The sequence below is a fragment of the Reichenbachiella faecimaris genome, assembly GCF_900176375.1.
Taxonomy (GTDB): Bacteria; Bacteroidota; Bacteroidia; order Cytophagales; family Cyclobacteriaceae; genus Reichenbachiella; species Reichenbachiella faecimaris.
In genome coordinates, this window is sequence record NZ_FWYF01000001.1 from 220,010 (window position 1) to 239,466 (window position 19,457).

Consider the following 19,457-nt stretch of genomic DNA (forward strand, 5'->3'; position numbering starts at 1 on the left):
GTTTAATTTTACTCTTTATCGTTGTTTTCTTCTGTTGAAGTAGAATCATCCTGATTTTCAATTTCAGGCTCCTCTCCTTCTATCTTTTCAATTTTTTCTACTGAAGAAATTTCGTCTTTGTCTCCAAGTTTAATCAATCTAACACCTTGTGTTGCTCTTCCCATTATTCTCAGGTTGGCAACGGCTAATCGAATGGTAATTCCTGATTTGTTTATGATCATCAAATCATCCGTGTCTACCACTTCTTTGATAGCTACCAATGCGCCAGTCTTTTCTGTGATGTTCATGGCTTTCACGCCTTTACCACCACGTTTAGTAATTCTGTAGGCATCCATGTCAGATCGCTTACCATAGCCCTTCTCAGTCACTACCAACAAGTTAGCGTCCTCTCTGGCTACACAAACCATACCAATGACATAATCATCAGCTCCTTCCAGTCGTACAGCTCTCACACCTGCAGCCGTTCTTCCCATTGGACGAACATCCTGCTCGTTAAAGTGAATGGCCTTTCCTGACTTTTTAGCAATCACAATATGATTGTTGCCATTGGTCAAGTTGACATTTAGCAATTCATCTCCTTCGTGAATGGTAATGGCATTGATACCATTCTGACGCGGTCGTGAGTATGCTTCCAAAGAGGTTTTCTTAATTACTCCTTGCTTAGTACACATCACGATGTAATTATTATTGATATAATCCTCGTCTGAAAGGGTATTTACATTGATGACAGCACGGATAGAATCTTCACTTTCGATATTGATGAGATTCTGAATAGCTCTTCCTTTTGTAGCTTTTTGACCCTCAGGGATTTCCCAAACCTTTTTCCAGAAGACTTTACCTAACTCTGTGAATATCAACAAGTAATTGTGAGTAGAAGCAACAAATAAGTGCTCTGTAAAATCGTCAGTTTTGGAAGTAGCTCCTTTTGAACCTACACCTCCTCTGCCCTGCGTTCTATATTCTGTAAGTGGTGTTCTTTTGATGTACCCTTCGTGCGAAATGGTAATGACCATTTCCTCATCAGGGATCATGTCTTCGGCAGTGAAATCATCTGCCGCATGCTCTATATCCGAACGGCGCTCATCCCCATATTTATCTCTTAGTTCTGAAAGTTCTTCTTTGATGATGTCCATTCTCATTTCCTCGCTTTCAAGAATGGCCTTCAAATGATCAATCAACTTCATGATCTCATCATACTCTTTCTGGATTTTCTCTCTTTCAAGACCTGTCAATCTTTGAAGCCTCATTTCAAGAATGGCTTTGGCTTGAATTTCACTCAAACCAAATTTCTCCATCAATCCTGCTTTTGCAATTTCTGGATCTCGCGAAGCCCTAATCAAATTGATGACTTCGTCCAGATTGTCAAGAGCTATTAAGTAGCCCTCAAGGATGTGAGCTCTCTTTTCAGCTTCATTCAGCTCGTACTGCGTTCTTCTGATGACGACCTCGTGTCTGTGCTCAACGAAGTATTTGATTAAGTCTTTAAGGTTTAAGGTCTGGGGACGACCTTTTACCAACGCTACATTGTTTACACCAAATGAAGATTGTAGTTGTGTGTACTTGTAGAGGTTGTTTAAGACAATATTAGGAATCGCGTCTTTTTTTATATCGTACACGATACGCATACCATCTCTATCCGATTCATCCCTGATATCAGAAATGCCTTCCAGCTTCTTATCATTGATTAGAGCAGCTGTCTTTTCAATCATGTTTGCTTTATTCACCTGATAAGGAATCTCGGATACGATGATTTGTTCCTTACCTGACTTCAAAGTTTCAAATTCCGCTCTTGCCCGAAGGACTACTCTGCCTCTACCCGTTTCGTAAGCTTGCCTTACGCCTTGATAGCCATAAATGGTTGCACCTGTAGGAAAATCAGGAGCAGTAACATGTTCCATCAATTCAGGTATTTCAATGTCATTGTTGTCTATATAGGCAATGGTACCATTGATGACCTCAGTAAGGTTGTGAGGAGCCATGTTGGTAGCCATACCCACAGCAATACCTGATGTGCCATTCACCAAAAGGTTTGGAAATTTTCCAGGTAGTACAGTTGGTTCTTTTAGCGAGTCGTCAAAGTTGGGCTGGAAATCAACTGTTTCTTTGTTGATGTCATGCAAAAGCTCTTCAGCCATTCTTTTCAATCTGGCTTCAGTATAACGCATGGCAGCTGGTGAATCACCATCCACAGAACCAAAGTTACCCTGTCCGTCCACTAACGGGTATCGCAATGACCACTCTTGAGCCATACGCACCATGGTGTCGTAAACAGACGAATCACCATGCGGGTGATACTTACCTAATACTTCCCCGACAATTCTAGCAGATTTTTTATAGGCACGGTTGTGCAAAACACCCAAATCCAGCATACCATAGAGTACTCTTCTATGCACTGGTTTTAATCCGTCTCTTACGTCTGGTAAAGCTCTGGAAATGATAACTGACATTGAATAATCAATGTATGCGCCACGCATTTCATCTTCGATATTGATAGGTATTATATTCTGATCCCCTAGAGGTAGGTTTTCGTTGTCTTCAGCCATAAAATTTTAAATAATGACAAGCAAAATTAAGAGCGCAATTTAACGAAAATTAAACCTAAAATTCACTATCTGCTGCAACAATATGGGCAAAGAAATAAAGTATTTTTTTGGCCTGAATGGGACAGGAAAACAAGGAATTAGTGTACTTATCAATAAGGGTTCAGTTTCTTTCTGTTTCTGAACTTGTATCGCCAAAGTTTTCTATGATTCTCTCCTACTTTAGGATTCTGCTTTTTCCAGATTGGCTGGCCTCTTACTTCCTCCACTCGTCCTGTTTGGGGATCAGTATAGAGGTGTTTGAGTTGTACATGGTCACTTTTCATAGGTGATCTCCTAAGTTCTGGAATAGTGATACTGACACCAAAGTTGACTTCGAAAGCCGGATTCTTATGTTGAATATTCAGTCCTGTCTCTGGCACATTGATTCCATAATTCTTAAAGTCGTAGGATGGTTTGATTACGATTCTGAAATATTCCGAAAGGTTTTTCTCAATTGAAACACCCAGGTTAAAAAACAAACTTTGATTCATCAGGCTTGAATTCCAGTTTTTCCCCATTTTTTGTTTGCCAAATTCTAATTCTCCGGCAAAAGACCAATCCCAGAAATCGTAGAAACGATAGCCCAGATTCATATAATAGCTAAAGAAAACTGCCTTTTTAAAATTTGGTTCATAATTTCTAATACCCAAATCATCACGTGTAGGACTCAATGACTTGATGGTATGAAACTCAAGGCTCAACCCCAATCCCACTCGGAATTTCTGATAGTTGTATCGGACGGCGAGATTTATTGGTATGCCCCATCCTCTGCCTTCAAATCCCAAACCTATTGAGTCTGCATGGTATGGCACCAAATCCCTGATCAACAAAGGATTATTGACAGGGTTAGACAGTGGTGGGTATGGCACATCAAATGTGTCAATCAAAACCACAGCTTGTGCTAAGACGGGATTGTTAAACCAGTTGTCATAAACATCAAATTCTTCTCCTAAGGGCTCGCCCAGATCTGGAGATATAAACTGTTGACTGGCTGACTGCAGATACCAGAAACCAGACAGGTCGTGACTATAATTGGTAGAGTTGTAACCCGTGGTGACTGTTATTGAAAACTGATTGAGTATTGCCCGAGCTGGAGGTCGATATATATCATCAGGGTCTATGGGATATTCTTGTGCTTTGGCAACAGCTGAGAATAAGGTGATATATAGTAGTAATCTAAATTTCAATGAGTTGTAGATCGATGATTATGGATTATTTAGCAGGCTGGTTTCAAACATAATTATTTCATAAGGAGCCACTTTCGCCGCATATTGAGGAATGATTTCTAAATCCACAAAATCTTGTTTTGTAAACCTGGGGATTACAAAAACACTTTCTCCATAGGCTTTATGCGAAGGTATAATAATTAAAGCATCTTCACTTCGTTCCATGGCAGATATACCTACATCTAATCCTTCCAAAACCTCTCCAACGTCAAACGTATAGGTCAGTGGTGTAGCATTGGGTATTCGGTCAAAAACTTCTCCGTCCAATGTGCTTCCAGTATAACTGATAGTGGCCAGATCATTTCTTCTGAGGGTATCATTCTCTGTGCCTTCAGCCAAACGCTTGTAAAAAATTTGCTCAGAGGCAAAATATCTAACTGAATCGAGTGGATGAAACAATGTGGTATCAGTATGTACCCACTGACCAAGTGTCGTATTAAATGTGCTATCTATTATAGTGCTGTCTAGCTGATTGTCAGAAATGTATTCGATAATCTGATCATATTGATTGTCTATGATATCAGCTATGCTGTGAATGGCCGTTATCTCCACCACAATTTCGAGAATCGCATTTTCAGGAATTAAAGAACTGAATGAATAATCACCATAAGCTAAAGAAGAAGGAATATAAAACCTGTAAGTCTCACCTTCTTTCATTAAACCTAAACCTATATCTAAACCTACTGGGTAAATAGCGTCAACACCATGCCTGAGTAATAATGAATCTTCTTCACCTCTAGTAATTTGATCAATGACACTTCCATTCATCACCTGAGCCGTATAGTATATGCTCAATATGTCGCCGCTATTTACCGAAGTACCTGTAGGCACTGTGTCAATTACATGATAATAAATACCAGATTCATCAGCTACAGCCAGTGTATCATTTTCTGCAAGATAGGCTTCAATTTCTGCTTGATCTCCAGCATTTTGATCTATGGTAGGGTCGCTGCTATCATTGCAATAGGAAAGCAAAAACAAGCTCGTAAGGGCAAATAAGAAACGTAAGTTTTTTGTATTGAAAATCAAGGTCCAGCTATTTTTCACAAATTGATGAAATAACGACGAGAATGGAAATAAATTTCGATAATATCTTTTTGCCAATTCAATTCACCTTGAAGGTGCTACAGAAATAGTGAAAAAGAGGAATCTTATGGAGTCCCAATTTTTCGCCAATGGACTGTACACGCCCAAAATCAACTTTTGAAATGCTGCGCTGACTGATGATGTCTTCGTCGTCGTCCAAAAAGAAAGAGGACAAAAAACGGATCAGAATATAAGGGGCCTTGAGTACTTCATCTCGATAGGCAGACTCACTCACTGATTGGTTTTTGTCGTAGGGAGCTTCCAGCTTACTTATACTAAAAGTTTCTTCCATTGTGAGTCTAATGATTCCAAGAAATGAATCCTCCCAGTTGTCGTATTGCTTGATCAAATATTTCAAACCAAAGACTACAGGATCTTTCTTCATGAAATAACCACCTTTCGATAATTTTCTTGCCTTTTTATTGAGGGCCATTTCTTCCCAAAGACTTACACTGCCATTAGCTAGGGCAACACCTACTGTGGGAGTCATTACTATGAGGGAGAAAAAATCCTGGTCAGATATTTCCAGGTAAGGTGCCTCGTTCTTAATAAATTCTTTTTTGAGTTCAAACGTAGCCTTCTTTATGACCTCATTTTCAATTAAGGTTTCTATTTCATATTCCGTGAACATACCTGAGCATTTTGTTACTTTAGAAATTTACCACGTATTATCGAATTAGAAAAACTAGCAAAAGAAAAAGGCATACCGAGTGATATGCCTTTTTCTTGTTTTAAAAACTGGGGAACTTATTCTTCACCTTCAGTTTCATCAGAAACAGTAGTCAATGAAGCCACAATATCATCATACTGTGCTTTCACACTTTCATCAGCTTTCAACGCTTTTTTTACTTTATTGAAAGTGCCAGTACCTATTTCATCCTTCACCACTGTGGTATATTGTTCTTTAAATTCAGCCTTAAAAGCCTCAATGCCTGCTTGAATCTCAGCATAAGCTGCAAGCTGCTCCTCTGTAGCACCTATTTCAGCCATTTTTGCTTCATCACCTTTCGCTTTGTTTAGTTTGTTGTAAAGTCTTCCTCCATCCATCAGTTCATTGCTTTTCACGGACTCGCTTATTTTCGCTTTCATATCAGCTTTGAGTGAGTCAATTTTTGCAGTTACCTGAGCATATTGAGTTAGTTCTTCACTTGTTATTTCTGTGTCTTGTGCCATTGTTTTTGGGCAGATAGCCAGACAGGCAATCAATAAACCAAAAACAAGTAGACTATTTTTCAACTTCACACTTTTCATTTTTATGTAATTATTAATAGTTAACAGTTAAACCAATCACGAATAAAGGCCTCATGGTTCAATATGTCAAGTAAAATGTGGATTAATCCAGCAGATTGTCGAGAGTAATTATATTCGCAACATAATCATAAAGACCATAATCAATGAAAAAAATATACTATCTCTCGACCTGTAGTACTTGCATTCGAATAATTAAAGAGTTGGGCATTACCGAAACAAATTTTGAAATGCAGGACATAAAAACGCAACCCATGACTGAGGCACAGGTGGATGAAATGAAAGCTTTGAGTGGAAGTTATGAGTCGTTGTTTAGCAGGAGAGCTATGAAATACAAGTCTATGGGCTTGGGCAGTCAAGACTTGTCGGAAATGGATTACAAAAGGTTGATTGTAGAAGAGTACACTTTTCTAAAGCGCCCAGTATTTATAATTGATGAGGAAATATTTATTGGAAATTCGAAAAAAATCGTGGAAGCCGTAAATGCTAAGATCAACTAATAAAGCCTACTTTGTGGAACGCTTTCCAGGGAGTAAAAGGAGTGAAATATAGTTTGGTCATTTTGAACATGAAAAGTGAAATCATGTTCTTGTCTTAATTCTTTGCCACTTTTTATGGAAAGTTTTGCGTTGGTTACCCCCACAGGCAAACGGGCACGTGTATAATAAATGGTATGGGGAATGGTCTGCCAGTTTCTGGTATCAGCTTTCTCAGTAAAAGCATTGAAAGCACCTAATGCTGCTCCCCATCCCTCACTTTCTTCCCTGAGTTGCTTTTCAGCAGTTTTTTTTATGGCCAGCCTCAAAAGAGATTTACTCAATTCGAGCCCCATTCTTTGGTTTAGAGAATATATAGCAATTTTATTGATGTCTTCAGCCTCTTCTAGTCTGAAATTACTCTTGCCTACACTGAGTGTGGCATTGCTAAAAATTGGTTTTCTTTCATTGTATTTTGGGATGGCTACTCGATAAAATTCCAAATCAGAAAGGTCAGTTTTCTTTTCATCCTCCTCGTCATTGGTATCCATATAAAAGGAAAAGTTGTATCCTCGTTCTTTATTTACAAATGTGATCAATCCATCCTTGCCATGCACGACAGTGAAATTGATCGAAAATTCATCTTTCACTGGTCCAAGGCCATTATTCCAAAGAAAGATCAAATCACCACCTTCCTTTTTGTCAGGGGAAAATTTCATTTTGAACTCATCTTCATATTGCATTAACTCCGTCTGGAATCCCATGAGATACGCCGTTCTTAATAAATCTTTTTTGAGTTGTTTAGGCGGTTTTACACCAAACATTTTGCTGTAATCTTCCTTATAGATGTCGTAAGAATTTCGGTAAGCAATAAATGCATTATTGTAATCTCGATCGGCATCATAGATCAATCCCATTAGATTGTGTATAAAGGCATCTCGTTTGTATTTAGAATCACTTTTGTATTTATCATTGAGTTTGGCCAATCGATTATTTAATCTCCTGCACTCAACAAGGGCAGCTTCTCTATCTCCTAATTTTATATAGTTCAAAGCCTTGTAGTAAAGCAGTATGAGATGTTCGTGATCTTCCCCCTTATATTCAATGATCGTTGGGTTCAGTAGATAAGCACCTGCCTCATTGAAGTAATTGGTTCGGTAATCTTCCCCATAGATAAAAGCCTTCTCAAAGTAAATATTACTTTCTTCAGGCTTATTTAGCATGGCAGCCACTGTTCCTCTATTGAGGTAGTATAAAAACTTCTCCTTACTGTCTGCTGCTTTGGGGTTTTGCACCAACACCTTTTCAGCTGCTTCCATATTACCACTTTCAAAATCCTGATTAAAGGCAAGATTCATTTGATAATAGGTGGCACAGCTCAGCAAGAAGCATAGCGGCAGTACTTGATAAAATCGTTTCATTATCAGTTTAAGGAGAAGTTTTTTGAATCTGGTTACTTAGTTTTTGATGTACTTCTTAATTTCTTTGTCGCCAATCCATACCTTTTCACTTGTTTCTATACTGGCCAGCTCAAGATTGACTTTGTAGTTGACTACCTTTTCTTTTTTGTAAGAATCAGTAACTGAAGTAATTACACCAAACATCATAAAGTCAGCTCCCAGTTCTTTTCCCCATTTGGATTGTGTTTCTATAGAGGCAAAATCGCCCTGTTGTGCTCTTTCCTCTCGTAGTTTTTCTCGAAAAACAGAATTTTGAACTACTCTTACAGTTCCAGAGTTGATGAATTCTCTTTCTACATCTTTGATGAAAGTCTCTGATTCAATATGCTCAGAGCTTTTGTTGGCAATGATCCCTACGATCACTACAGGTCGGTCATCATTGGCATTTCTAAAATCGCTGATCCAGGGTCTGCTGAGTACATCTCTGATCATTTCCTCAGCTACTAGTTTAGAATCTGTATCGTTCCATCTGCCACTCAGATCAATCTGTTGATCTGGACTCACACGCGTCACTGTTCGTGCGCATGATGTCATGAGAACTATTGCTGTCAAAATAATGGTTAGTCTTTTCATCTGTTTATCGTTTATTTTTTTTGAATCTTAGTTAATCAAGTTGGTACTGCAAAATACTACAATATGAAATTATTCAGATATTTCTGTTTCACCAATTGATTATCGAAACGTTTTGAAGTTAAAATTTTGCTATGACCCGGACATTCAAAAACCTTGCCGACAATGCGTTGGGCACTGCAAATTGATTGCCTACTACGTCTTGTATCCAAGTATAAGAAATTGTATTATCAGCCCCTAATGCATTGAGCAGTTCTAGCCCAATCCATAATGAGTTAGGGCTCAAAGTTTTATCATTCTCAAATTCAAAGCTTTTTGAAAAGCCTAAATCCAGTCGGAAATATTGATCTCCTTGAAATGAATTCCTCAGATCGTCACGACCAGGCGGGCCAAAGGGAAGGCCACTCCCAAACAGGGTATTGACGCTGACTTTAATGCTTGGATCATTAGGCAGATGATCTTGAAAGAATATACCTAAGTTGAGACGTTGATCTGTGGGCCTTCTCACGTAGCCATCCCCTTCTTGTAAATCTTCCATTGTATTCAGAATACCAAGACTAAACCACGATTCAGTACCTTCAATGAATTCTCCATTGACTCTAAAATCCAAACCATACGCATAAGCAGTGGCTTGATTGGTTCCAAAATACCTTATCTTAATGTTGTTGACATCATAAGGGTTGACATTCCATAAGTATTTGTAATAAAAATCTGAAGACAGTTTAAAAGGTCTGCCCCAGGCATTAAAGTAATGATCTATACCCCCAACAACATGAAAAGAAGATTGTGCTTTTACCTCAGGATTGATTACCCCTGTCCTGTTTCTCAATTCTCGATAAAAGGGATGCTGCTGATACACGCCTGTAGCCAATCTTAAGATAGAAGCCCTTCTTATGCCCATTCTATAAGCGTATTGTATTCTTGGACTCACAAGCCACTGCTCACTATAAGTCCAGTAATTCAGTCTTGTTCCCACATTGATTGTATGAAGAGAATCTCTAGAATTCAATGTGTACTGTACAAAGCCAGACACTTTATGTGATTGAATAGCTATGGCATTGTTAGCGCTGAAGGTCACATTTGAAAAATCGGCCGAATCAGTAAATGCAAACTCTTTCAATCTATCGTCTAAATTCTCATAGTCCCAGGACATACCAAACGACAGGACATCATTGCCAAGGTAAATTTCATTTTTCTGATCTATACTCAACACTTCAGCTTCCAACTTATTTCTTCCATAAGCATAGTTGCTACCTATGCCTCTGATTGTTACGCATTCGTTAAATCTGTTCGACCCTGGATTTCTATTGATGTCACATAACAAATAGGCTCCTTCTATTTCATAGTTTTCACGCTCACTAGAATGGACACCTGATACGACCAGTCTAGAAATGAAATCTTCGCTAAAGGAATGAGAGAGTATCAATCCCACTTGGTTGGTGTGATAGTCTAACTTCTCCCTACCTTCAAAAGCCGTAGAGACTCTGAATGATGCCTGAATAGTTCCAAACTCAGTTTCTTTTGATTCAGGGATAGTTAAGTAGTTGTTGTGCGCTGAGGATGCTAGTAGGCCCAGTGTAGTTTTTGAGCCCAGCTGCTTGGAAATGAACCCCTGAAAGTCCGTAAACTTTGGTAAGTAGTTGCCATTTGTTTCTAAAGTTCCTAACAGGTACTTACTGTTTTTGTGGCGTACGCCAAATGAATAATGTAAATCCCCTTTTTTGCTCACGCCGCCATAGTGCAAGCTCCCTCCTAAAAGGCTCGCATTTATCGTGGCTTCATTGCGCTTTGGCACACGGTACTGAACTTTGAGTACTGAGGACAACTTATCTCCGTCTTTTGCTTGCCACCCTCCTGCAGAAAACTGCACATGACCAACCATGTCCGTATTAATAAAGCCCAGTCCTTCTTGCCTACCTGCACTTACTAAGAAAGGGCGATAGACTTTCATTCCGTTTACATAAATGAGATTTTCGTCATAGTTTCCTCCACGAACTGAATAGACGGAAGCCAGTTCATTATTACTGGTCACTCCAGGTAGTGTGGCTAGTATTTTACTGAAATCACCAGTAGCTGACGGTAAGGTATAGGCATTTTTTGCATCAATTTCTATACTGCCTATTTCCTGTGTTTCTTCAAAACGCCGCTCTTGTATATCTATACCAGAAAGGACTTGCGTTTTTTCCTTGAGAACTACACTGACTTTGTCACTTGTAGTTATATCTATTGCGAAATTTTCATACTGCAGGTGTGAGAATATTACTTTTCTCTTTTTGGCATTTCTAACTTTTATTGAAAACTCACCTTTTTTATTTGTCAGTGTAGAACTGGAATCAGGCAGCAACAAAACAAAAACATCACTAATGGGAAGGTTCAATGAGTCTTTGACCTCACCCTTGACTATCATCGTTTGGGCTGTTAGACTGGTTTGGGAAACCGTAAGGAACAGAAAAGTTAAGAAGGTATATTTCAAGTGATTGGCCATGAATTCATTGCTACAAATCGACCGCAATATATACATCGCCCTGCGAATCAGTAGCGCAATATTTTAACATTTTTGGAATAGTTATCACATTCTATGTGAAGAAAATATATGCCCTGACCATTTTCTTTGAAGCCCAGTTCCGCGATCATGCCTTTTTTAGCTCTTTTTATAGTCATTTCATTAATGAGTTTTCCGCTCTGCGAATATAAACTCATCTTTAGTGGCATTGGAATGGAATGCTTTTCAATCAATAAATTAATATGATCTCCTGTGATTGGATTAGGGTAAACTTTGATAGCGTCATCTACAACCTGAGCTACAGCCAATGGCTCGTTGCCCACAGCTACATTATAATCAGGAAGACCATAGCCTATCTGATTGTTGGGCGACGCGAAGTTATTAGATGAAGAGAGTATCAAATCTCTCAATTCCAAATTGGTCAATGATGGAAACTTCTCCCACAGCCCAGCTGCAAATCCTGCAATCAGAGGCGCTGCGAAACTTGTTCCGTTTTTGAGCGCTAGCAGATGGCCTTCACTCAGCACTGTAACTTGCGAACCCAACGCGACCACTTCTGGTTTAATTCTCCCATCAGCAGTTGGGCCTACTGAACTAAAACCCACCAAATTATAGCTATGATCCAATGCTCCAACAGCGATTACGTTTTCCGCATCTGCTGGCATTGATATATAAGGCCAATCTGTGCTATTTCCAGAATTTCCCGCACTGGTCACGACCAATAGGCCTCGGTCAATGGCGAAGTTCGCTGCCTGTGAAATAATGGAAGTGTTTCCATCAAGATCTTCCACACTATAGTCCATGGATGGATCATCAAAATCGTCATATCCGAGCGATGAAGTAATGATATCTACACCAGCACTATCTGCTCTTTCTGCAGCAAATAGCCAATTGTATTCTTCTATCCTATATTCAGTAAATACATCTTCTGTTACATATAAACTGATATCCGCATTATAACCCGTGCCAATGAAAGAAGGCTCTAATTTTGCTCCCAAACAACTCCATGAACCTGTGCCGTGATCATCATATTGGAATACATTTTTGCCTCCAGTAGTAAAATCCATGACATCTTTTAGCTTGTCGTTTTCAAAAGTGTGCGCAAAAGTTGCAGATAGATTGGCATCTAAGAAACCATCATCAAAAACTGCCACCCAAACGCCGTTTCCTGTAATACCTTCTTCATGCATGGTATGAGCAAAAAGCATGGTGACTTGCTTATCGGAGTTCAACATATCTAAGTTGCTGGGCAAATGCTCTTCGCGAGTAGTGTTTTCTTGATCAGGTATCTCATTTAATTTCTGACCAGGAGCTGCATAGTCCACATGTAGAATGTACTCTTCAGCTTCAATCAGATCTATCTGATCGGGCGTCGCTTCTACCAAAATTGCATTCATCCAGCGCGAGGTAAAATAGGTTTCAACTCCTAAATCCCTAATGGATTGAACATAGGATTCATTGACAGGAAAATCTTCAGTCGTAATAGAGATATTTTGATTGGTTCTTCTATCTATGGCTTTCTGAGACAAATAGGCAGAAGGGTTGTCAACTGAATAGGGTGAGTTCGTCTTGTCTTTCAGATATACCACGTATCTGTTGGTTTCAGTCTGAGCCAAAAGCATTTGGCTATAACAGACCATTATCAACCCGAAAATCAACCTTCTACCTCTATTCTTTCCCATATTCTTTTAAGGTCATCATCAATTCCCGTCCCGACTGAATTTCCTTTTCAGTGGCACACGCTGTCTGACAGTAACTCAATATTGCACTTTCTTTTATGATCATTCCAATATCAGGAGCAAAAATTTCGGACTTGTTTTCAAATCCCAGAAAATCTTCTCCTCTGTCGTTTTGTATGACCTTGACAAGGTCTTGATAGATGACACCTGATAATGCAGTGTCAGCCAATTCCGTATTGTACCAATAAAATTCGCTATCAAGCGCATTGAGACCATTTCCATCCCATTCCCGTTCGTGTGCTATGGGGAAGCTTAGTTTTACGAAAGGGACATTATTTTCTGTTAAGACCGCTATACTTGTGGATTTTTGAGCCGTCCAAATCGAATCTAACGTCCAAGACTCTGTACCATCCGCTCTGGTGGATCTGTGAATGATATACTGAAGATTACCACTGATATTAAGGCTAGAATCTGCTACAGATTCTTTCAATTCATAAATATCGACTGTGGTTTTTAATACTGTGTACTTAGTTTCAACCACGTCATAAATACGATAATTGCCCACTTCTAATGGAAAGTAGTTCAAGCCCAGTCGATCAGTGTCAGAAGCCAACTCAGACTCCGAACAGGATATAAACATCCATCCAAGAAGTAGAAGGACGCTATATCGCACGTTGTTTGGATTGGTTAAAACTATTACTGATCCAGCCCCCACCAATGACATCATTGCCTTCGTAGAATACTGCTGCCTGACCTGGCGCAATGGCAGATACGCCATTTCCAAAAAACACCTTCATCGTGTCTCCTACCTGCTCTATGACGGCAGGATTGCCAGAGTCGTTGTAGCGTACTTTGGTGATGGTATCCATTCTGTCTGAAAGGCCACTGTACTTACCAAGAATCAATTGATTAACGTACATGCCATCTCTGGATAGTTCGTCAAACGTACCCAAAACCACTTGATTTTTTTCTTTAATAATCTCGACAACATAAGCTGGAAAGCCTAATGCGATACCCAACCCTTTTCTTTGTCCAACCGTGTAGAACGGGTAGCCTTCATGCGTACCTACTACTGTCCCGTCTTCCAAAACGAATTCACCTCCAGCTACTTTTTCCTCCAATCCATCCACTCTTCGTTTTAAGAAGCCTCGATAGTCGTTGTCAGGAACGAAGCAAATTTCATAGGACTCTGATTTGTTCAAAAGATCTGTAAAACCTCGCTCACGAGCCATTTCTCGGATTTCGGATTTTTTTAAATGACCAAGTGGCAATAGCGTTCGGCTCAGGCTTTGTTGGGATACCCCCCAGAGTGCATAGGACTGATCCTTCATTTCGTCCACTCCTTTGCTGATCACATATCTACCATTTTCTTCACGCACATTGGCATAATGGCCTGTGGCAATAAAATCACAGCCCAGTTTATCTGCTCGACGAAGAAGTGCATCCCACTTGATATGTGTATTACAAAGTACGCATGGATTGGGCGTACGCCCAGCTAAATATTCGTCTGTAAAATGATTGATGACATAATCGCCAAATTCTTCTCTGATATCCAATATGTAATGGGGAAACCCAAGATTGACTGCAATATTTCTTGCGTCATTGATAGAGTCTAGGCTACAGCAGCCTGTTTCTTTTTTGCTGCTACCTGATGAATTGTAATCCCAGGTTTTCATTGTCATTCCGATAACTTCATATCCTTGTTCATGAAGCATCACTGCAGCTACTGAGCTATCTATCCCGCCGCTCATGGCTACAAGCACTCGTCCTTTTGTACTCATTCTGATGTTTTATTGCCAGGTTCACAGCCTGGTGTTGACATTTATTGTATCCGCAAAATTAAAGCAAATAGTTTGATTCAAAATAAGTATCCATGATTTAATACTGTCAATTAGGATCGCCCCTTCCCTGTCCTTTTGTATTATGGTTTTATTCAGGCATTTTTGCGCTTGAAAAAATGAATGTTCCGACAATTAATTCTGATTGGTACGTTAACATTCAAACTTGCTGTGGTGGAGAATAATGCGCCAATTGCAGTGTAAATTGAAGAAATAAGCTATGAGAAGAACTGTATTGTTTTTACTGGTTATTACTGGATTTGCCTCTCTGGGCTTTGCCCAGGAAAGCACTGAAGAAGACCCGTTTTCGGATTATTCCTACCTCTGGGAAGATTCTAAAAAGAAGAAAAAGGACAAAAAGAAAAAGCAGAAAGTTGAGGCGCAGGTTGCAGACGTAGCCGCAGATTCTAGCGTAACAACAACATCCTCCATACCTGTGGATTCAGTGCAAGTGGATAGTACAAGTTTAGAAGAAGAGCTTGTTGTAGTCGATTCCACCAATCTCATAGAAGATTCTTTGGTAGCAAAAGAAGTCAATAGTACTCAAGACTCTATACGCCAAGCTGAAAAAGACGCAAAACGTGAGGCACGAAAAGAAAAACAAAAGGATAAAGAACCTGCCAAAGACTTTCGTGCAGGGTTGCCATCGCCGAGTGCTGGCTCGTCATTAAATGGAGGCCTCACCTATACTAATATTGATGGAAAAGCGTATGCTGGGCTTGTGTTAGCTCCAGAGCTTAAGTTTGGAAAAGTAGGCGTGGGTATTGATGTTCCCATACTGTATGGACTAGATGATAAAACCATCAGAACTGAAATGTTTGAAGATGGTGTGGGAGCGTTGAGATTGATCAGGTATGTCAGGTATGGTCAGCAAAAAGTAGACCCTGTATATGTGAAGGTAGGTGATCTCAGCGGAACGATGATAGGTTTTGGTGGCTTGGTAAACAATTATACAAATAGTGTCAGTTATGAAAAACGAAAGATAGGATTACATTATGATATTAATGTAAAAGGTCTTGCAGGCATAGAAGGTATGTGCAGTGATTTTGATCCTGCCTCTTTCAATTTATTTGTCATTAGGCCTTATGTGAGACCTTTGAGTTGGACATTTATTCCTATTGTAAAAACACTAGAAATTGGCACCACCATTTTATCAGATCACGACCAAACCACGCTGATTGGCTCAGAAGAAGCTCGTTCTACTTATGCATTTACTGAAGAAGGAATCAGAGCATTTGGTATAGACATGGGGGTCACACTGCTGACCGTGCCTTTTATTCAAATCGATCTATTTGCGAATTACTCAAAGTTGGATGTAGCTACAGAAGCACTAGCAGATACCTTAAGCGTACTGCAAACGGCTGGTTTTATTTCCATGCCTACGAATTCATTTGAGAAAGGAAGTGGCGTCAGCGCTGGATTCAATTTCAGATTCAATTTTATAGCTGACCTACTAAGTACTGACATCAGAATTGAGAGGCTCTCTTATTCAGATTATTACCTCCCTCAATTCTTTGATGGAGCCTATGAAATAGATAAAGATTCAAAAATTCTGGCTTTGGCAAGTGCTGAAAAAATGAAGGGTATTTATGGTAGTTTGAAAGGTCATATTTTGAAAAAGCTAACATTAGGAGGCAGCTTGATGATCCCAGACGAAATTAGTGAAACGGCTCCTGCCGTGGTGACGCTAAACGCAGACGTGGATCGATTATTCAATAAATTCTCCATGCACGCCAGATATTACAAAGGAGGATTGACGGATTTAGGGGATGCTTTTAGCTTAGATGAAAGATCTCTTGCTAAGGTTAGATTCGTCTATCATTTGAATAAATTTCTTGTGACTGGCGTAGATTATTTTTATTCTTTCACTGCGACTGAAAGCGGCTATAAGACGACCAAATATGTCTCGCCCTACTTTGGAGTGAGCATTCAATTGTAATAAAAAAGTACGTCAGTGGAATTGCGCAAATGGAAGAACTACCAAGAGGTAGGTTTGTAATCCTTTAAGAATTTTCCATTCCAATGTTTGCCAGTATTTATACCCTCGAAAAGCGGGTCCAATACTCTTGCAGCTCCATCCACTATATCAAGTGGTGGTTGAAAGTCATGCTCTTCTTCTTTGCGTTTGGCCAGTTCTGATGGGTCTTCATCTGTAACCCAACCTGTATCCACAGCATTGGTAAAAATGCCAAATTTGGGCAATTCAGCAGCAGATGTCAGAGTCATCATGTTTAGTGCAGCTTTCGCCATATTGGTATGAGGATGGCGAGCTTCTTTGTGAAACTGATGGAACTTGCCTTCCATGGCTGATACATTAATGATATGTTTAGCTCCCGTGTTTTCCTTTTTCATTAAGTTCACCAAGCGGTTGTTTAAAACAAAAGGAGCCACAGCATTTACGAGCTGAACTTCAACCATTTCAATGGTATTGATCTCTCCAAGTTTCAAGCGCCAGCTGTTGGTCTTTCTCAAATCCACTTGCTGTAGATCTGCGTCCAGTTTGCCTTCTGGGAAAACTTCCTCTGGCGTCAATGAATCATCAATACTATAAGGAATCTGAGAGAGCTGTGCAGATGCGCTCAACCCAACTCCTAATTGTTTTCCATGCCAGGAAACTGGCAGGTTTTTCTTCTCTCCTTTTTCAAACCCTTCACTCAAAGTCTTCAATTCCAGAAGACAGCGCTCATGATCTGCAAGAACTTCCTGAGCAAATGGAGGAAGGTCTTTTGTGGCTCGCTCTTCATTGGGCATTAAGTGCTGATAAAAACCAGAAGGTCGTCGTACGGTCTGAGCAGCATTATTGATGAGCACATCTAGTCGATCGTATTGCTGCTCTATGAAATTGCAGAATATCTCGACACTTGGAATATGTCTTAAGTCTAGGCCATGGATTTTCAAACGATGACCCCATTTTTCGAAATCCTTTTCTTTGGCGAATCGAATGGCCGAATCCTTAGGGAATCTAGTGGTGGCAATTACTGTTGCACCTGCCCTTAGCATCATTAGTGTAATGTGATAACCAATCTTGAGCCGAGAGCCTGTAACCAAAGCCACTTGATTTGACATGTCAGCCGTTTGAAATCTTTTGGCATAGTTGAAGTCTCCACATGACTTGCACATGGTGTCATAAAAGTGATGAAGCTTATTGAACTCTTCCTTGCATACGTAGCAAGTTCTGGGGGAAACCAGTTCACTTTCTTTATCTAACGCTTCGCCCGTCAGTGCTATCATGGTAGGAGCCACAAAAACTGACGCTTCACGGGCACTGCGTATGCCTGTAGAATTTCTAGCCAATCTATCCTTTAGTTGGCTCTTTTTCTTTTCGAGTTTTCGCGCTCCTTTTTTGCGTTTGAGTAGTTCTTCTTTCTCTGGTCTGGATAGTTTGCCTGCTGCCATGAGAAGTGCAAGACGTTGGTCTTTGGGAATATCAAAAATTTGATCAGTATCCTCATTCAAGGACTGCAAAATGGCAATACACTGACTGATTTGATATTTAGTTAATTTCCCAGACGCTCCTTGCTTTGCACTCATTATTTCTATTTGAGCTGCAAAACTACATCAATAAAAAGGATTTGATCTACACTGAATCTATTGCTAATGCTATAGCTAACAAATGCTGAAATTTGATTTAGCATCTTTTAACTTCGCATAAATTCCTTAGGTGTGATTGAAATGAGAAGTTGTTTTCTTGAGATTAAGATTGGTCTTAAGTGTAAGGGATTTTAATACCAAGCATAATCAGTTCAAGGTTGATTATAAAAATCCATATTTTTTAGCTATATTTTTACCTCAATCAGCTGATAACTAAGTAGTATTTTGAAAAATATTTCTTGACTTTGCATTGGTTTGTTTTAAGAAAACCGTTCTAATTTTTTTCTTGAAATTAAAATAACCCCTTTCAAAAGATGCTTTTTTCTTGGCTAGATTGGTAAGATGACCGAATCATTACTATGATAAAATGTCAAGAACAATAGCAATCTATAACTTCAAAGGCGGTGTGGGCAAAACTACAACTACACTCAATCTGGCATTAAGTTGGTCAAGATCGTTCAAGGTTTTAGTGATTGACTGTGATCCTCAAGCTAATCTCACGCATACATTGACTGGTCATATAAATCATAAGTCCAATTTATATACCATATTGAAGGACATCATACATAATCGACTGGGCAAGGTCGAACCAGTCGAATTGTCTGGATATTTACATATCATCCCTGGTGACTATAAAATGACTAACCTTGAAGAGAATTCAGAATTCATCTCCTTTGGAAATGGGTTGTTTTACAAACTCCTTTCACCATTAAAGCAAAACTATGATCTTATACTTTTGGACTGTCCTACACATTTTGGTACGGTAGTCAAATCATCTATTGCCAACGTGAAAAGTATACTAATTCCAGCGCTTGCTGATTCATTTTCAACACTTGGATTTAGGAAATTACTTACTTATTTAAGCGAGGTGGAGCGAGATGCTCGGCTCAACGTACTAGGAATATTTTTCAACTTGTACCGTAAAAACACCCGGCATCACCGTATGATAAAAGATGAAGCAGCAAAAGAACTTGGGGAACTTCTACTCAATCAGACAATTAGACAAGGCATTAAGGTGAGTGAGGCCAATTGGAGTCATCGATCCATTTATAGCTTTGAAGAAAAGAATGAGGTAGGAGATGACTTCATGAAGCTGAGCGAAGAAGTTTTAGGCAGGCTGGATGCTGTTCATCTGGATCAGCTTATGTATAAGGTAGTCTAGATTACTTTCTTCTTCCTATCTGTTTTTAAATTTCAA

At 39.5% G+C, this 19,457-nt stretch carries 15 protein-coding genes; 3 read left to right on the plus strand and 12 right to left on the minus strand.

Annotation, left to right across the window (positions count from 1 at the left end; genetic code table 11):
* Positions 1 to 8 precede the first annotated feature (8 nt).
* From gyrA to B9A58_RS00885, 5 genes are all read right to left on the minus strand, one after another.
* A complete protein-coding gene (gene gyrA, locus B9A58_RS00865) occupies positions 9 to 2,543 on the minus strand; it encodes a DNA gyrase subunit A (protein WP_084370538.1) in 2,535 nt (844 codons plus the stop codon).
* A gap of 149 nt (positions 2,544 to 2,692) precedes the next feature.
* Entirely contained in the window at positions 2,693 to 3,769 is a 1,077-nt protein-coding gene (locus tag B9A58_RS00870) for a hypothetical protein (RefSeq protein WP_084370539.1), read from the minus strand.
* A gap of 18 nt (positions 3,770 to 3,787) precedes the next feature.
* A complete protein-coding gene (locus B9A58_RS00875) occupies positions 3,788 to 4,837 on the minus strand; it encodes an FKBP-type peptidyl-prolyl cis-trans isomerase (protein WP_139793699.1) in 1,050 nt (349 codons plus the stop codon).
* Between the two features lie 76 nt (positions 4,838 to 4,913).
* On the minus strand, positions 4,914 to 5,525 hold the full coding sequence (locus tag B9A58_RS00880; protein WP_084370541.1) for a hypothetical protein: 612 nt from the start codon (positions 5,523 to 5,525) through the stop codon (positions 4,914 to 4,916).
* 116 nt (positions 5,526 to 5,641) lie between these two features.
* The gene (locus B9A58_RS00885) at positions 5,642 to 6,145 is read right to left on the minus strand and encodes a hypothetical protein (protein WP_084370542.1); all 504 of its coding nucleotides are present in this window, start codon (positions 6,143 to 6,145) and stop codon (positions 5,642 to 5,644) included.
* Positions 6,146 to 6,288: 143 nt separating this feature from the next.
* Between B9A58_RS00885 and B9A58_RS00890 the strand changes: the two genes are divergently transcribed.
* Positions 6,289 to 6,642 carry an arsenate reductase family protein gene (locus B9A58_RS00890; RefSeq protein ID WP_084370543.1) on the plus strand — a complete coding sequence of 118 codons (354 nt, stop codon included), beginning with the start codon at positions 6,289 to 6,291 and terminating at the stop codon, positions 6,640 to 6,642.
* Here B9A58_RS00890 and B9A58_RS00895 read toward each other — a convergent pair.
* The 6 genes from B9A58_RS00895 to mnmA all read right to left on the minus strand — a co-directional run bounded on the left by B9A58_RS00895 (position 6,639) and on the right by mnmA (position 14,611).
* A complete protein-coding gene (locus B9A58_RS00895; RefSeq protein WP_084370544.1) occupies positions 6,639 to 8,039 on the minus strand; it encodes a COG3014 family protein in 1,401 nt (466 codons plus the stop codon). The two genes, B9A58_RS00890 and B9A58_RS00895, sit on opposite strands and share 4 nt — an antisense overlap.
* A gap of 36 nt (positions 8,040 to 8,075) precedes the next feature.
* Positions 8,076 to 8,651, minus strand: a complete 576-nt coding sequence (locus tag B9A58_RS00900; protein ID WP_084370545.1) for a penicillin-binding protein activator LpoB — start codon at positions 8,649 to 8,651, stop codon at positions 8,076 to 8,078.
* A gap of 118 nt (positions 8,652 to 8,769) precedes the next feature.
* On the minus strand, positions 8,770 to 11,169 hold the full coding sequence (locus B9A58_RS00905; protein WP_245826956.1) for a TonB-dependent receptor plug domain-containing protein: 2,400 nt from the start codon (positions 11,167 to 11,169) through the stop codon (positions 8,770 to 8,772).
* An 11-nt stretch (positions 11,170 to 11,180) separates the two neighbouring features.
* Positions 11,181 to 12,833: a S8 family peptidase gene (locus B9A58_RS00910; protein WP_084370546.1), complete on the minus strand. Its 1,653-nt coding sequence runs from the start codon at positions 12,831 to 12,833 to the stop codon at positions 11,181 to 11,183.
* Positions 12,820 to 13,470 carry a hypothetical protein gene (locus B9A58_RS00915; RefSeq protein ID WP_084370547.1) on the minus strand — a complete coding sequence of 217 codons (651 nt, stop codon included), beginning with the start codon at positions 13,468 to 13,470 and terminating at the stop codon, positions 12,820 to 12,822. The genes B9A58_RS00910 and B9A58_RS00915 overlap by 14 nt, the downstream gene beginning before the upstream one ends.
* A gap of 22 nt (positions 13,471 to 13,492) precedes the next feature.
* Positions 13,493 to 14,611, minus strand: coding sequence for a tRNA 2-thiouridine(34) synthase MnmA (mnmA, locus tag B9A58_RS00920; protein ID WP_084370548.1), 1,119 nt, complete (start codon positions 14,609 to 14,611; stop codon positions 13,493 to 13,495).
* Positions 14,612 to 14,888: 277 nt separating this feature from the next.
* On the opposite strand from mnmA, the gene B9A58_RS00925 reads away from it, so the two are divergent.
* Positions 14,889 to 16,607, plus strand: a complete 1,719-nt coding sequence (locus B9A58_RS00925; RefSeq protein ID WP_084370549.1) for a hypothetical protein — start codon at positions 14,889 to 14,891, stop codon at positions 16,605 to 16,607.
* A gap of 38 nt (positions 16,608 to 16,645) precedes the next feature.
* Here B9A58_RS00925 and B9A58_RS00930 read toward each other — a convergent pair whose 3' ends face one another.
* Positions 16,646 to 18,199, minus strand: coding sequence for an SDR family NAD(P)-dependent oxidoreductase (locus B9A58_RS00930; protein WP_084370550.1), 1,554 nt, complete (start codon positions 18,197 to 18,199; stop codon positions 16,646 to 16,648).
* 427 nt (positions 18,200 to 18,626) lie between these two features.
* Here B9A58_RS00930 and B9A58_RS00935 point away from each other — a divergent pair, with 427 nt between their 5' ends.
* Positions 18,627 to 19,421 (plus strand): ParA family protein, encoded by a 795-nt coding sequence (locus tag B9A58_RS00935; protein WP_084370551.1) that lies wholly within the window; start codon positions 18,627 to 18,629, stop codon positions 19,419 to 19,421.
* The last annotated feature ends 36 nt before the right edge of the window (positions 19,422 to 19,457 follow it).

Excerpts from the sequence above, each read along its gene's own strand:
- gyrA (WP_084370538.1), bottom strand. The coding sequence starts at position 2,543 with ATGGCTGAAGACAACGAAAACCTACCTCTAGGGGATCAGAATATAATA.
- B9A58_RS00880 (WP_084370541.1), bottom strand. The coding sequence starts at position 5,525 with ATGTTCACGGAATATGAAATAGAAACCTTAATTGAAAATGAGGTCATA.
- B9A58_RS00885 (WP_084370542.1), bottom strand. The coding sequence starts at position 6,145 with ATGAAAAGTGTGAAGTTGAAAAATAGTCTACTTGTTTTTGGTTTATTG.
- B9A58_RS00890 (WP_084370543.1), top strand. The coding sequence starts at position 6,289 with ATGAAAAAAATATACTATCTCTCGACCTGTAGTACTTGCATTCGAATA.
- B9A58_RS00895 (WP_084370544.1), bottom strand. The coding sequence starts at position 8,039 with ATGAAACGATTTTATCAAGTACTGCCGCTATGCTTCTTGCTGAGCTGT.
- B9A58_RS00900 (WP_084370545.1), bottom strand. The coding sequence starts at position 8,651 with ATGAAAAGACTAACCATTATTTTGACAGCAATAGTTCTCATGACATCA.
- B9A58_RS00905 (WP_245826956.1), bottom strand. The coding sequence starts at position 11,169 with ATGTATATATTGCGGTCGATTTGTAGCAATGAATTCATGGCCAATCAC.
- B9A58_RS00910 (WP_084370546.1), bottom strand. The coding sequence starts at position 12,833 with ATGGGAAAGAATAGAGGTAGAAGGTTGATTTTCGGGTTGATAATGGTC.
- B9A58_RS00915 (WP_084370547.1), bottom strand. The coding sequence starts at position 13,470 with ATGTTTATATCCTGTTCGGAGTCTGAGTTGGCTTCTGACACTGATCGA.
- mnmA (WP_084370548.1), bottom strand. The coding sequence starts at position 14,611 with ATGAGTACAAAAGGACGAGTGCTTGTAGCCATGAGCGGCGGGATAGAT.
- B9A58_RS00925 (WP_084370549.1), top strand. The coding sequence starts at position 14,889 with ATGAGAAGAACTGTATTGTTTTTACTGGTTATTACTGGATTTGCCTCT.
- B9A58_RS00930 (WP_084370550.1), bottom strand. The coding sequence starts at position 18,199 with ATGAGTGCAAAGCAAGGAGCGTCTGGGAAATTAACTAAATATCAAATC.
- B9A58_RS00935 (WP_084370551.1), top strand. The coding sequence starts at position 18,627 with ATGTCAAGAACAATAGCAATCTATAACTTCAAAGGCGGTGTGGGCAAA.